Annotated in this window: 11 protein-coding genes; 3 read left to right on the forward strand and 8 right to left on the reverse strand. The window is 51.6% G+C overall.

Going from position 1 to position 13,882, the window contains the following annotated elements; translation table 11 throughout:
• Nucleotides 1–52: 52 nt before the first annotated feature.
• The 3 genes from BLW29_RS18985 to BLW29_RS18995 are packed head-to-tail and all read left to right on the forward strand — an operon-like array spanning nucleotide 53 to nucleotide 3,847.
• Complete coding sequence (locus BLW29_RS18985; RefSeq protein ID WP_177186709.1) at nucleotides 53–973, forward strand: carbohydrate ABC transporter permease; 921 nt, start codon at nucleotides 53–55, stop codon at nucleotides 971–973.
• Entirely contained in the window at nucleotides 973–1,803 is an 831-nt protein-coding gene (locus BLW29_RS18990; RefSeq protein ID WP_090982495.1) for a carbohydrate ABC transporter permease, read from the forward strand. The genes BLW29_RS18985 and BLW29_RS18990 overlap by 1 nt, the downstream gene beginning before the upstream one ends.
• Before the next feature lie 4 nt (nucleotides 1,804–1,807).
• Complete coding sequence (locus BLW29_RS18995) at nucleotides 1,808–3,847, forward strand: glycoside hydrolase family 127 protein (protein ID WP_371264748.1); 2,040 nt, start codon at nucleotides 1,808–1,810, stop codon at nucleotides 3,845–3,847.
• Between the two features lie 434 nt (nucleotides 3,848–4,281).
• Here the strand turns inward: BLW29_RS18995 and BLW29_RS19000 are convergent, their stop codons facing one another.
• The 8 genes from BLW29_RS19000 to BLW29_RS19035 form a co-directional block, all read right to left on the reverse strand.
• Entirely contained in the window at nucleotides 4,282–5,010 is a 729-nt protein-coding gene (locus BLW29_RS19000; RefSeq protein ID WP_256208722.1) for a YwaF family protein, read from the reverse strand.
• A 29-nt stretch (nucleotides 5,011–5,039) separates the two neighbouring features.
• The gene (locus BLW29_RS19005) at nucleotides 5,040–5,567 is read right to left on the reverse strand and encodes a DinB family protein (RefSeq protein WP_090982498.1); all 528 of its coding nucleotides are present in this window, start codon (nucleotides 5,565–5,567) and stop codon (nucleotides 5,040–5,042) included.
• Between the two features lie 16 nt (nucleotides 5,568–5,583).
• Nucleotides 5,584–6,135 carry a hypothetical protein gene (locus tag BLW29_RS19010; protein WP_090982500.1) on the reverse strand — a complete coding sequence of 184 codons (552 nt, stop codon included), beginning with the start codon at nucleotides 6,133–6,135 and terminating at the stop codon, nucleotides 5,584–5,586.
• Between the two features lie 459 nt (nucleotides 6,136–6,594).
• Nucleotides 6,595–7,479: a carbohydrate ABC transporter permease gene (locus BLW29_RS19015; protein WP_090982502.1), complete on the reverse strand. Its 885-nt coding sequence runs from the start codon at nucleotides 7,477–7,479 to the stop codon at nucleotides 6,595–6,597.
• An 18-nt stretch (nucleotides 7,480–7,497) separates the two neighbouring features.
• Complete coding sequence (locus BLW29_RS19020) at nucleotides 7,498–8,355, reverse strand: ABC transporter permease (protein WP_090982790.1); 858 nt, start codon at nucleotides 8,353–8,355, stop codon at nucleotides 7,498–7,500.
• Between the two features lie 114 nt (nucleotides 8,356–8,469).
• Nucleotides 8,470–10,224: an extracellular solute-binding protein gene (locus tag BLW29_RS19025; RefSeq protein ID WP_090982504.1), complete on the reverse strand. Its 1,755-nt coding sequence runs from the start codon at nucleotides 10,222–10,224 to the stop codon at nucleotides 8,470–8,472.
• A 123-nt stretch (nucleotides 10,225–10,347) separates the two neighbouring features.
• On the reverse strand, nucleotides 10,348–11,964 hold the full coding sequence (locus BLW29_RS19030) for a response regulator (protein ID WP_090982506.1): 1,617 nt from the start codon (nucleotides 11,962–11,964) through the stop codon (nucleotides 10,348–10,350).
• Nucleotides 11,939–13,753, reverse strand: coding sequence for a sensor histidine kinase (locus BLW29_RS19035; protein ID WP_090982508.1), 1,815 nt, complete (start codon nucleotides 13,751–13,753; stop codon nucleotides 11,939–11,941). The genes BLW29_RS19030 and BLW29_RS19035 overlap by 26 nt, the downstream gene beginning before the upstream one ends.
• Between the last annotated feature and the right edge of the window lie 129 nt (nucleotides 13,754–13,882).

Genomic DNA, 13,882 nt, shown 5'->3' on the forward strand with positions numbered 1-13,882 from the left:
ATGAGCTGCAATCATGGCCTCCTCCACGTTCCGGCCGGAGGAGGAACGAACCGTGGCGATTCGGAAGACAACAAGCTATAGGAATCATACCCGGCAGCGGGTCTTGTTTGCCTATTTGACCATATTGCCTGCCATACTGGGCGTGCTGCTGTTCACTGTCCTGCCGCTGCTGTACAGCTTTTATTTGAGCTTTACGAAGTGGGATATTTTTCACTCGGAGCAGTGGGTGGGGTTCGACAATTATCACAAGATTTTCACAGAGGATCTCTTCTTCACCAAATCACTTCGCGTGACTGCCTATTATTCCATCGGGAACGTACTTGCTTGTATTGTCTTCTGTTTCATTATTGCGCTGCTCCTCAATCAGAACATCCGCGGCCGAGCTTTCTTTCGTTCCGTGTTCTACTTGCCCTCCGTTATCCCGATTCTCGCAACGAGCTTGATTTGGTATTGGCTCTACGATATTGATTTCGGCGTCATTAACCATATCCTCAGCTGGTTTCACATTCCGAAGCAGATGTGGGTCAGCAGTCCGGGCACTGTTATACCGTCGATTATCATTATGTCCGTGTGGGCGTCAGGCAATATCATCGTCATCTTCCTTGCCGGGCTGCAGGATGTCCCCCGTCATCTGTTAGAAGCGGTGGAAATCGACGGCGGCAACTGGTGGAGCAAGCTGCGCTCCGTCACGATTCCGCTGATGTCACCGGTTATTTTCTATAACATCATTCTGGCCTTCGTCAATTCGGTGACTACCTTCACGCAGACCTATACGTTGGGCACGCAAGGCGGCGGCCCCAATGATTCTGCGTTATTCTACGCCTTCCTTATCTACCGCGAAGCGTTCAAGCATATGAATATGGGCTATGCCTGCGCACTTGCGATGGTGCTGTTCGTGATCGTTTCGCTCTTCACGCTGCTGCTGTTTCGCGTTTCTCGGTTCTGGGTCCACTACGAAGGGGGCAGAAGCTGATGGCCAAGCGTTTATCAAGCCGGCTGCTCACTTACTTCGTGCTCCTTCTGTTGACAGCCATCGTGCTGCTTCCGATGTACTGGATTGTTCGCACCTCATTGATGAATCTCGTCGAGACCATGCAGTTTCCGCCAAGGTGGATTCCATCCGCCTTTCGGATCAGCAACTATACCGATGTCATGGACCGCGTCCATTTCGGGCGGAATTTTAAGAACACGTTTATCATCGTCATCCCCGTCCTCATCGGCGTTGCGTTTACCAGCAGTATCGCGGCCTTCTCGTTCGCCAGAGTCGAGTTTCCGCTGCGAAATTTCTGGTTTGCGCTTGTCATCATGACTATTCTGCTTCCCGGCATTATTACGCTCGTCCCCCTCTATGTGGGCTGGTCCAAGATCGGGCTGACCAATACGTTCTGGCCGCTTATTCTGCCTGCGTTCTTCGGAGGAGGATCCTTTAATATCTTTCTGTTCCGGCAGTTTCTGCTGACGATTCCGCGAGAGCTGGATGAATCGGCCATTATCGATGGAGCCAGCTATTTCACGGTCTATTCCAAAATCATTCTGCCGCTCATTCGGCCGGCTATGGTCGTCGTTCTCCTGTTTACCTTTATCGGCGTATGGAATGACTTTCTCGGACAGCTCATTTATTTGGGCAGGGAGCAGCTTTACACGGTCGCACTTGGCTTGTCCTCTCTCCGCGGCGCGCTGAATACACCTTACAACCTCCTGATGGCCGCAACCACGATCGTTGTTAGTCCCGCCATCATCGTATTTCTAATCGGTCAACGCTACTTCATCGAAGGCATTGCAACGACCGGGATTAAGGGGTAAAGGAATGAGACCTATGGATCAGATGGAGAAAGACTCCGTTTTCGTTTCAGCAATGAACCGTTCACGTCCGCTGCCGCTAAGCAGTGTTCGCATTCAAGATAGCTTCTGGTCCGAGTACATTCGTCTTGTACGCGAGGTTGTCGTTCCTTATCAATGGGAGGCGCTTAATGACCGCGTTCCCGGTGCCGAACCGAGTCATGCCATTCGCAACTTCCAAATCGCCGCAGGCGACGAACAAGGTTCTTTCTACGGCATGGTGTTTCAGGACAGCGATGTTGCCAAATGGCTGGAGGCCGTCGGCTATTTGCTTGCCTCCGAGCACGATGAAGAGCTTGTAACATTGGCCGACGAGGTAATCGACCTGCTCGCGCGAGCTCAGCAGCCGGATGGATACCTCAATACGTATTTCACGTTGAGAGAACCCGGCAAACGATGGACGAATCTGAGCGAGTGTCATGAATTATACTGCGCAGGGCACTTGATCGAAGCCGCCGTCGCTTACCATGCTGCGACCGGCAATATGAGAGTCCTCGACATTGCCCGCCGATTCGCGGATTATATCGATACAATATTCGGCCCTGAGCCAGCCAAGCTGCAGGGGTATGACGGTCATCCGGAGATTGAGCTGGCGCTGGTAAAGCTGTACCGGGCAACAGGTGAACACAGGTATCTCTCGCTCAGCCGATTCTTCCTTGATCAGCGCGGTGCGCAGCCGCATTTCTATAAGCTGGAATGGGAGAAGCGAGGCGAAACAGTCCATTTCCCGGGTCTTCTGATGTCTCATGATTATGCCTATAGCCAAGCTCACTTACCTGTCCGCCAGCAGGAAGCAGCCGACGGTCATGCCGTTCGACTCGTCTATCTGTGTGCCGGAATGGCCGATGTTGCAGCAGAAACCGGTGATGCGGAACTGCTCGCGGCGTGCCGGAAGCTATGGTCAAACATGGTGACCAAGCGGATGTATATCACCGGCGGCATCGGCTCCATGGCGCACGGAGAATCGTTCACCTACGATTACGACCTGCCCAGCGATACGGTCTATGCGGAGACTTGCGCATCCATCGGGCTGATTTTCTTCGCGGCGCGGATGCTGCAGATCGAGCCGAAGGACGGCGGATACGCCGATGTGCTTGAACGCGCGCTGTATAATACCGTAGTCAGCGGCATGTCTCGCGATGGGAAGCACTTCTTCTATGTGAACCCGCTTGAAGTGCATCCGGAAGCCTGTAGTCACAATCATAATTACAAGCATATCAAGCCCGAACGCCAAGGTTGGTTCGGCTGCGCCTGCTGCCCGCCTAATATCGCGAGGCTGCTCGCGTCACTCGGTCAATATATGTACACGACGCGCGATCGGACGCTGTACACCCATCTCTACATAGGCGGGCAAGCCGAATGGGTGCTTGACGGTAATGTAATCAGCCTTGTGCAAGAGTCGGATTACGCTTGGAATGGCGCCGTTCGCATGCGGGTTGAGCATGCCGCTGCTGTACCTGTGGCATTCACGCTTTCACTGCGGATTCCAAGCTGGAGCGGCGGCGGGTACAGCCTCCTTATTAATGGCCAATTGGCCAAGTCCTCCTCCTCGGATTCGCATTCAAGTGAAGCAGCGCGCGGCGGCGGATATGTTGAATTGAACCGAGTGTGGCAGAGCGGCGATACGGTCGAACTTACATTCGATATGCCGATCCTGCGTATGAAAGGCCATCCTCTCATTCGGCATACTTTCGGCAAAACAACCCTGCAGCGAGGCCCTTTCGTTTATTGCATGGAGGAAGCGGATAACGGCGCCCATTTGCATCAGGTTGCCCTGCTTCGTGGCGGTGACCTTGAGGTGCAGTTTAATCCGCAGCTGCTTGGCGGTCTCTGCACGATTACTGCAGATGCAGTAAGGCGAGGTCCTGCCGCAGACTGGCAGCAATCGCTGTACGCTAGCGATATGAAATGGGAAAACACCCCCATGAAAGCAACCTTCATCCCCTACTATGCCTGGGCCAATCGCGGCATTGGGGAAATGGCGGTTTGGGTTGAGGATCGGATGTAATGAAAAAGCTTCCCCGAAAGCGCATTGTGGCTTTCGGGGAAGCTTTTGTCTGGCTCATGGAGAGGTTGTGCGAGTTCGTCGCCTCAGCGGAAAGCGCGTGGTGATGAGCGTCGTTCGGTGGCAGTAATTCTGGGCATTGGGGGTGACTGGGCGAGGAAACATCGGGAGTTGTTGCAGTTGTTGCAACATTTGAACCTTACAGCAGCCAGAAACAGCCAAATGTTGCATAATAAGCAACATTTGGCTCTAGATTCGCAACCAAGTGGCTATTTGAAGCGAAAATGTTGCACAAAACGCAGCATTTCCTCTTCTAACCCCCTTAAACAGCAGAAATGTTGCACAAAGCGCAACATTCTCCTTCGCCACCACCTCACACGGCTTTTTGCATGACTCGAATAGCCAAATTTGCAGGTAGTTTCGGCATCTTTTGCGTTCTACACTGGCTTCCTTCCCCACCGTACAAACGGCAGATACATCAGCGTAAAAATAAGCAGCGCGATGACTTCTTCCACGATTAAGTAGTACGGATAAGGCCCTAGCAAATCGAGCAAAGAAGCACCTTCCGGCTTATGCCTGAGGAACATATAGTTCGCATCTAACAAGAGGTCTGTCCCTCCCACAACGACGAGGAGGACATTCAGGAAGATCATCGTAATTCCGATTGATCTCCAAGTAGGTCGGTAGTTTTCGATCCAGGTCATGTAAAGCGCTGCGAGAATAATCGCAATATGTACAATAAAGAAGTGATAGAAACGGAAATGCGGGAACGGATAATCCAGATCCGGTGTCAGCATCGCCTGCAGCGCCCCGCCAATACCGGCAAAGAACACAATTTGATACAGTAGTCGGCTTCGCGTAATTAACATGATGATCGCGAGCACCTGTGAAATACTGCATAGCTCGAGCGGTAGCGTATACTGGATGTCCCACAGTCCCTGGTCAGCATACCAATAGTAGAGGATGAGCTGAGGGACAAGCAGGCCTAGCAGAATGGTGTAAAGGATGATTGTTTTGGCAGATTTCTTCAGCCTGATACTGAATCTATACCCGAACATGAGAACAGCCAGCACCACCATAATCGCGAGCACCGCTATATGCGAGTTGGAGTATGCGATGAAGTGCTCTGTCGTATGACGCGAGAAAAATGAAGGTATATCGTCCATCTCCCTTTGAGGTTAACTGATGCGCTGCTCTACTGAGGAAGTCTCTTTCGGATTAATCTGATCTGACCGCGGTGGTTGATTTCATCCTCGAACACATGAAACCACATGAAGTAATGGTTCGCCTGTTTCCCGTACCAGAATTCCTCCTGCTTGCATAACCACTCGTCGTCCACCGTTTTGAACAGATCAAAGGTGCGGCTCCGAACCTCTTCCAGCTTAGTGAGGTAGTACGTGAGGTCATGACCTTTGATGTTCTCCCGGCCTGCGTCGCCGAGATCCAGCGCCGCCCCCCATATCGCCATATCCTCTTCATTTAAATCACGTTGCTCGAAGGTCACCACCTGGTACGCATATTCAACAGCCGCGAAATGCAGCAGCAGCGCGCCGATGGAGTTGCTTTGCGGGTCTAGCAGATAATCCAGCTGCTCCTGGGTCAGATCTTGCACCGACTCAACCGTCGTATGGCGGGCATAATTCATCATCGAGAGCAGTCGGCTAATTTGCGGCGTAAAGCCGGGAATATCCGTGATGAGGTAGATGTTGTCCATGTTTAACATGTCGCGTTCCTCCCTATCAATCTAAGTGGCTTGTAGCGGTGGCTGCAAGCGAAACCAGAAACACTGCAGCGTAGAACAATAGAGTCGGTATGCGTGAGCCGACTTCGAATTCGTTTTGCGAGTTTATGCTCGGTTTACCCGGCAGGTACTCCAGTATCGTACTATCCTCTTCGTCATAAAAGACATTTGTCCTCTCGAGCCCATCCGCACTTGTAGAAAGGGTACGTGCTTCTTGCTTCTTCCGCCTCATATCCACGTAGCTGTAGCACAGGAAAACTAAAGTACCGTTATTATAGGTGATGAACGAATTTTTCCATTCTTGGAACGTACCTACTGCTTGATGTCCGCTCTCGAGGAGATTAATTTTTCTATTAGCCCTTACCAGGCTAACGTAACTAAGTACGCAGCCAAAGAAAAGCAGTGCTGCCGATAACGCTACTCCCTCAGGATTTCCGGGGATGTTATATACGGTGAGATACACGCCCGCAAGACACAGTATGAAACTGATCTTCATCATTCTCGAACCATAACGCACTGCAAATTTCAAAGCATTCGGTATGTTTCTCATGCTTGCCCGCTCCTACTACAGTGTCGACTACACGCCCAAACTCTAGCATAATATGGAAGCTTGTTTTTCACAATCATGCATGTGGGGCTGGGCCTAGCATGGGTGCTGCTCGCGCTCTACGAAAATGTTGCCTTTTATGCAACAAAAGTAGCTTCTCGCGGGTGAGAGTGGGGACTTGTTGCGCATTATGCAACATTTCGTCCCGAAATAGCCCCAGGATACCCATTCGCTGTGAAAATGTTGCCTTTTCTGCAACATTCGGGGTCTGCGCCTATTCAAATACTCAAAATGCTGCTATTTATGCAACATTTCGCCCCGGCTCGATCTGTCAGGCCAGCCCTCAGATGCTTCATTTAGTTTGGAACTGAACCTGCCATAGGTGGTGGGGAACGTGCCTCAGCAGCAAAAATAAAAACGATCTCAAAAGTAGCCCTGCCCACTTTTGAGATCGCCTTATAATTATTCCTTCACGCTTCCAAGCACAATCCCTTTCATGAAAAACCGCTGCAGAAACGGATACACCATCAAGATCGGCAGCGCGCCGAGGAAGATCTGCGCCGCCTTCGCGGTGCGGTCGTTCACCTCGGTGAGCGACTTCATGTCCGCCGAGGACATCAAGGTCAAATCCCGGTTGATGACCACCGTCTGCAGGTAACTTTGCAGCGGATAGTGATCCGGCGAGTTCATGAAGATCAGCCCGTCAAACCAGGAGTTCCAATGGTTAACCGTGGCGAATAAGGTGATCGTCGCCAGCGCCGGCAGCGACAGCGGAAGGAAGATCCGCCACAGCGTCGTCCAATGTCCCGCGCCATCCATGAACGCCGCTTCCTCCAGCTCCTTCGGCAGCCCGCGGAAGAAGTTCAGCAGCAAGATTACGTTGAACACCGGTACTGCGCCTGGCAGCACCAGCGCCCAGATACTATCCATAATGCCGGTGTATTTAATCGTCATATAGAGCGGAATCAATCCGCCGCTGAATAGAATCGTAATGACGAACACCCAGGCATAGAACGTCCGCATCGGAAATTTCTTGGCTTCTTTGGCAAGCGGATAGGCAATCAGCACGGTAAGCAGCATGTTGACCGGAATACCGAGGGCGACCCGCTTCAAGGTAACGAGAATGGATTTGAAGAAGGCCGGTTTATGCAATACATATTCATAGGAGCTCAGCGAGAATTGCACCGGCCAAAGCTTGACGTAACCGGCCTGAGCAGCCGCGCTTGAACTGAACGATATGGCAAGGACGTGTATAATCGGCAAAATACATAGCAGACCGAGACAGGCAAGAAAGACGTAGTTAAAGGATAGAAAGAATCTGCGACCAACCGTGTAATACTCCAGCACTCCCGCCCTCTCCTCTCATCAGAAAATACGATAATTGGCGAATCGATAAGCCAAATAATAGGACAATGATATGCTGAACAGCGAGACGACGGATCTAAAAATACCGACTGCCGTTGCCACCCCATACTGCGCATCAATCAGACCGATTCGATAGACGAAGGTATCAATGATATCGCCTGTCTCGTACACCTGCGGACTATATAAATTAAACACCTGGTCAAACCCGGCGTTCAGCACATTTCCTAAGCTTAAGGTCATTAACAAGATAATAATCGGCATCATCCCCGGCAGCGTCACATGCAGCGTCTGTTTCCACCTGCCTGCTCCATCGACGATAGCCGCTTCATACAGCGTCGGATTAATGCTCGTTAAGGCCGCTAAATAAACGATGGTATTGAAACCAAACTCCTTCCACGTGTCCGTGATGACCAGTACATAGCGAAACCAGTTATTATCCCCCAGAAAATAAATCGGCTCAATGCCGACCCACCCCAGCACTTGATTGACAATCCCGCTCGTCGGCGACAAAATATCGATCAGAATGCCCCCGAGAATGATCCACGACAGAAAGTGAGGCAAATAAACAACCGTCTGAACACCGCGTTTGAATACTTCCTTCCGCACCTCGTTCAGCAGCAGTGCTGTGACGATCGGCGCTACCAGGCCGGCGACGATTTTCATAATGGCGATCAAGATCGTATTCCATACGATCTGTCTGGACTCCGGCATTTCCATCACGTAACGAAAATTATCGAATCCCACCCATTTGGATTCAAACACGCCTATAGCGGGCTTAAACTTCTCGAACGCAATGACAAAGCCTAACATTGGACCGTAGCTATAAATCAGAATGAGGATGAGACCCGGCAAAATCATCAAGTGCAGCGGAAGCGTTCCGCTCCAATTTCTCCGCAACAAAGCGTTCCCTCCCTGCCCTGTCTAGTCAAAAGACGGGGGAAGACGTCGCTTCCCCCGCCTGCATCATGCCACTTACTTGTTCTTCGCCCAATCATTCACTTCTTGCGTAATTTCATCGCCGCCAAGCTTCTTCCACTCTTCGACGAATTTATCGAACGTATCGAGCGAGTCACCCATGATAATCTTCGTGAACGTCTCGAGCTCTCTCTTCTGCAGGTTCGATTCCTTCTCAACCATGGCAGGCGTCGGAGCACCGTAGAACTCCGTCAGCTTGAGCGCTTTTCCGCTGACATACTGATCGATGACCTTGAACGAGCCTTCTTTGCCGAAGACACGCTCATACGCCCAGTTCAACGGTTCTTTGTTCGAACCATCCATCCAAGAAGCGATCTTATCATGGTTATCCTTCTCTTCCGGATTGAGAGCCGACGTATCTTTGCTGTCCAGCGCAGCCGTTACATGGAGGTAGATATCCAAGTTTTTACGAGCCGGCCATGCTTGGAACGGCATGTTTTTGAACTTCTCGAAGCCATCGCCCGTAAAATATTTCGCGTAGTTCTCAGGTGTTGTCGTTTCGCCCCAGCCTGTTTCCACGAACAGGTTGAGCATCTTCAGCAGCGCTTCCGGATGCTCGGCACCCTTCTTCACGACAAAATATTGTCCGACCGAGAAGCCCACCTGCGGTGTAACCGGTTGATCGTCAGCCGAAGCGAGCGGGTACGATTGCCATTGTGCGTTCGGGTCGTTCTTCTTGTTGTCGACGAGCGGCCACAGCGGATTCCACATCTGGCCGAACTGCATGCCGATTTTGCCTGAAGCCGTCAATTCCGCCTCTTTACCGCCGTCTTTAACGCCGAACTCTTTGTCGATCTGACCTTTCTTGTACATCTCTTGCAGCACAGCCAGCGCAGTCTTCATCTCAGGCTGAATACTGCCATAGACCAGGTTTCCGCTTGCGTCTTTAATCCAGGACTTCGGATAGGCGTGGTAGCTGTTCATGAGACCTGTAATATCAGCGAAGCCGCCGTACAAGTCTTTGTTCATGGCAATACCGTAGGAGTTAGGCTTACCGTCGCCGTCAGGGTCCTTCGTCGTGAAGGCTTCCGAGATGGCAAGCACGTCAGCCATCGTTTGCGGCGGCTGCAAGCTAAGCTTGTCGAGCCAATCCTTACGGATCCAGATCATAGCCGCTCCATCCATGGAGGAACCGGTATTCGGAATCGCCATCAGCTTACCGCCAAATGTAGCAGAAGCGAGTGCGGCCGGACCGTCTTGATTCAGAATTTCCTTCAGGAAAGGAGAAGCATATTTCTCGTAAACAGCCGTCAAATCTTCCAATTCATCCGCTTCCTGCAGCTGCTTGAGCTGCTTGGCGTTTACCGGAATAAATGCCGGCAAGTCGCCTGAGGCGATGGAAACGTTCATCTTCTGCTCGCCTTGGCCGCCCGGCTGATCGCCGCTGACAACCCAGTCATATTTGACATTGATGCCAAGCTTCTCTTGGAGCTGCTGCGTCCACATGTTGTTGTCGATCGTCTGACCTTCCATGAACTTATACGTATCGTTGATGACACGCACGCTCGTAATGTTGATTGGCGGATCATACTTGCCGAAATACGGATCAGGCTCTGCCGCAGGTGCAGGCTCGTTCGTATTCGCGTTGGTGCTGTTTCCCGTATCTGCCGTATTCGTCGATGTATTGGTTTTGTCATTCCCCGTGGAATCGGAAGTATTCTTGTTGTTGTTGTTCCCCGAGCTGCAAGCGGTTACAAAAACAAAAATAAAAGTCATAAGCAGAACCGCAGTCCATTTGAATGGCTTTCGCATTCCCCTAACCTCCCTTTTATTCTGCAAGCTTCCTACTCCTTCAGTATAGAATAATGGCACTTTGCTTCACTATGGAACAATCTATAGATTCGTGGTCTCCTGTATAGGTAATCTCTCGCGGAGCTATTCTCTTGCCCGATATTCCTGCGGAGTCAGCTGGATCCGTTTCTTGAAGAAGCGGATAAAATAACCCGATGTTTCAAAACCGACCTTGTCGGCGATCTCATGGATTTTGAGCGGCGTGGCTGTGAGCAGCTCTTTGGCTTTCTCCAGGCGCAGCTCGGCGATGTATTCCGATAAATTCATGCCTGTCTGCTGTTTATAGAGAACGGACAAGTACGCAGGATTTAAGAAGACGATCTCCGATAAGCTCGTAAGCGACAGATCGCCGCCCAGATTGCCCCGAATATACTGATGCAGCCGCGCAATCAGCTGATGCGTCCGTTCATGCTGAATCGATTTGCGCCTTGCATAGATCGTGGACGACGTCTGAAGCAGATAGCTAAGCGCAGCCTCACGCGATGGATGGGCAGAGAGGTTCATCAATCCGTCCCTGACAGCGACATCGCCTTCGCCTGTGCGTCCCTCCCCTCCCTGCGTCAGTTGACTGAGCAGCAGATTGGCAATGGCATAATAGACCAGCGTATATTCAGCATATTGAGTAGGCAGCGAGGTATAGCTCTTAATCGCCCCAGCGAAAGCCTCCTCGGTACCATCCTCCAGCAAATGCTCCAGCTGCAGCATCAGTGTTCGCAGCGGCGGCAGGGCAGCCTCAGGAACGATTCCCTCTTCACGCCTGTCTAAGATCAGCAGCATGCGGTCCCTCGTCCCGAGTCCGACGATCAACCTTTTCTTCATCTGCTCGTATACGCGAGGCAGCTGCTCCCACTCCGCGGGCTGTGCACCGCAAATCAGTGAGACCGGCAGTTTCAGCAGCTTGTCGCAGGTTTGCTGAATCGATTCCATCGTGCCCTGTACGAAGCTGACGGTTTCCCGCCATGTTTCACTTTGCTCGTTAGCTTGCGCTGCCGGCTGCAGGAGGCATATAAAATGATGCATATCCAAGCTCGCAGTAAACACCACTAGCGGCGCATAGTATTCGGAAGCAATATTTTGGACGGCATAGAGCAGCAAGGCCCTGTCGTGATAGCTTCCTTCTCCCCAGCGGTCGATGCGTCCGATGAGCGGAATAACCGGTGCATCACTGCGCAGCGGTATGTGCAGCTCCTGCAGTTTGTCTTCCGTCACGACAGAATGAGCCTCGCTCGACTCCAACACCGCCATTAGCCAGTCTCGGTGGAGCAAGGGCAGCGCACGGCTCAATCGGTCCTTGGCCTGCAGCATAAATTGCTGGCTCTGCGATTCCGCAGCCAGACTATCGATCGCTTTGCGAATGCTGCGAATGATCGCTTCGTCGCCTTCGGTTTTGAGAATATAGTCAATGGAGCCTGTCCGAATGGCAAGCTGCGCGGTTTCTAAGTTATGAATGCCGGTCAGGAAAATAACTTTGCAGCGCGGCCACTGCGCCACAATCCGCTGCTGCAGCTCAAGTCCGGTCATGCCGGGCATACGTACATCGCTGAGCACAATGTCAATCTTCGTCCGCGTCAGCCACTCCAGCGCTTCCTCCGGGGAGTAGGCCCGATAGATGTCCAGCTCAAGTCCAGGCGTGTCTTCGATCATTTCATACAGGCCGTCAACCGTGAATCTCTCGTCATCCACAATCAATAAGCGGTTCATCCTCTGTACCCGCCTCCCTCGGAATCGTCATCTTCACTTTGAGGCCTCGTTCCTCGCCCAAGCTGAGCGTAAGACCGCCTCCCCCGTATTTGATAATAATGCGCCGGTGTACGTTAAGCAGACCGGTATGCTCTGTCGGCTGCGCTTTGTCGAGCAAGCTCAATTGCAGCTCTCGCAGCTTCTCCTCATCCATGTTCTCCCCGTTGTCGGTAATGGAAATCTCGATCGCCCCGGGTTTCGTGCGGAATGCGACTGTAATTAAACCATGCCTTCGCTTATGCTCCAGGCCATGGTTATAGGCGTTCTCGATAATCGGCTGGACGATGAGACGAGGAACGGGGAACGCGCGCAGCTCCTCAGGCACCTCCTCGAACTCCACCATGATCCGCTCGGAGAATCGGATCGATTGGATTTCCGCATACGTGCGGGCATGGTGAATCTCGTTTGCCAGCGGTACTTCATCCGAACCGTCGCGTGTGATGTATTGGAAATATTCACCCAAGTGCTTCGTGAAATAGATCACATTATCATGGTCCCTCTGCTGCGCCATTCGGTACAGAATAAAATAACTGTTGTACAGAAAATGCGGATTGATCTGCGACTGCAGATGGCGCAGCTCTGCCAATCGGGCCAGATACTGCTGCTCATACACTTCATGGACGAGCACATCAAGCCGCTTCACCATGCCGTTGAACTGTCCGTACAAATAACCGAATTCATCCTGCAGCGGGTAATGGACCTCCAGATTGAACTGTCCCTGTTCGATGCGCCGGAAGGAACGAACGAGCCGTTTGAGCGGTTGATGAATAATGAGATAAATACTGTAGGAGAACAATAGAACCAGGAAGACGGACATGGCCGACAGTACATAGAACCAGAAGCGGTAGACCTGCAGCGATGCGTTCACTTTGTTCGCAGGCACATACATTAGGAGGGTCATGTCGAGCCGCGAAGAATGATTGGAGACCACCATATACGACTCATCCTTCCATTCTACCGACTGCAGCTTCCCTTCCTCCGCTGCATCTTCCTCGTGCTGGAAATCATGGATAAGCTCTTCATCCACCGCGTCTGAGCCTCCGGTGATGAGAAAAGGCTGCTTGTTTCCAACCAGCACCGTATGGCCGCCTTCATTCGTAAACTCCTGCAGTACCTTGCTTAATGCTGGACGCGAGATTTCAATGGCAAGGAGGAAGACAGGGCTTCTGCGGCTTGAGATAGCCGGGTCGGGATATGGAATACTAATGAAGATCCGATCCTTCCATAATAGAAAAGGGGATTCAAACCGATTTGTCGACTTGCTGAGCGCTTGGAATTGCTCTTGATCAAAAATGCCGATGACATTGGCCTTCGCAGACACGGTACGATTCATAGCAGGGATGAAGGCGATGGCATTATCCACGAATTTACTGGATTTCTGAAGGGCATCGAGGCGGCTCTTCAATCGAAGCTGCGCCTGCATCTTCTCGATTTCCGTCATTACCTCGGAGGAGGAGGACAGCTTAAGCAAATCGTCGTCATTGACATATTCCTGGAGCTGCCGAATGGCACTGTCGATATCGAATTCCAGCATGTTCATATAGAGTGAGGTCCGCGATACAAGGGAGTCAGTGATTTCTTTCTGGACGTGGGAGGAGCCGGTTTCGTTCATTTTCCAGCTGATGATGTAAAGCGGTGTGAGTGTAACAAGGAAAGTGAGGACAAGCTTGGGCAATATAGATACAGAAGCGATGCGTTTCAGGATATTCAGCAGCATTTGCCACCCCCGGCATAGAGTTGCTTCAATCATGCAGGAAACGCTCCACCTGTGATGAGCATGCACGAGTCCAAGGATGCATGAACACACGGATCAGGAGGAGTATGCTACATAATTCTCCACATATCGCCAATTCCCTCCCCGGCCCATCAATGTATAATG

Origin of the sequence: Paenibacillus sp. CF384 (genome assembly GCF_900106745.1) — a bacterium.
In the GTDB taxonomy this organism is placed as follows: domain Bacteria; phylum Bacillota; class Bacilli; order Paenibacillales; family Paenibacillaceae; genus Paenibacillus_Z.

Coding starts and splice junctions, on each gene's coding strand:
- BLW29_RS19030 (WP_090982506.1), bottom strand. CDS start 11,964: ATGAACCGCTTATTGATTGTGGATGACGAGAGATTCACGGTTGACGGC.
- BLW29_RS19010 (WP_090982500.1), bottom strand. CDS start 6,135: ATGAGAAACATACCGAATGCTTTGAAATTTGCAGTGCGTTATGGTTCG.
- BLW29_RS18995 (WP_371264748.1), top strand. CDS start 1,808: ATGAGACCTATGGATCAGATGGAGAAAGACTCCGTTTTCGTTTCAGCA.
- BLW29_RS19005 (WP_090982498.1), bottom strand. CDS start 5,567: ATGTTAAACATGGACAACATCTACCTCATCACGGATATTCCCGGCTTT.
- BLW29_RS19025 (WP_090982504.1), bottom strand. CDS start 10,224: ATGCGAAAGCCATTCAAATGGACTGCGGTTCTGCTTATGACTTTTATT.
- BLW29_RS19000 (WP_256208722.1), bottom strand. CDS start 5,010: ATGGACGATATACCTTCATTTTTCTCGCGTCATACGACAGAGCACTTC.
- BLW29_RS19020 (WP_090982790.1), bottom strand. CDS start 8,355: ATGATTTTGCCGGGTCTCATCCTCATTCTGATTTATAGCTACGGTCCA.
- BLW29_RS18990 (WP_090982495.1), top strand. CDS start 973: ATGGCCAAGCGTTTATCAAGCCGGCTGCTCACTTACTTCGTGCTCCTT.
- BLW29_RS19035 (WP_090982508.1), bottom strand. CDS start 13,753: ATGATTGAAGCAACTCTATGCCGGGGGTGGCAAATGCTGCTGAATATC.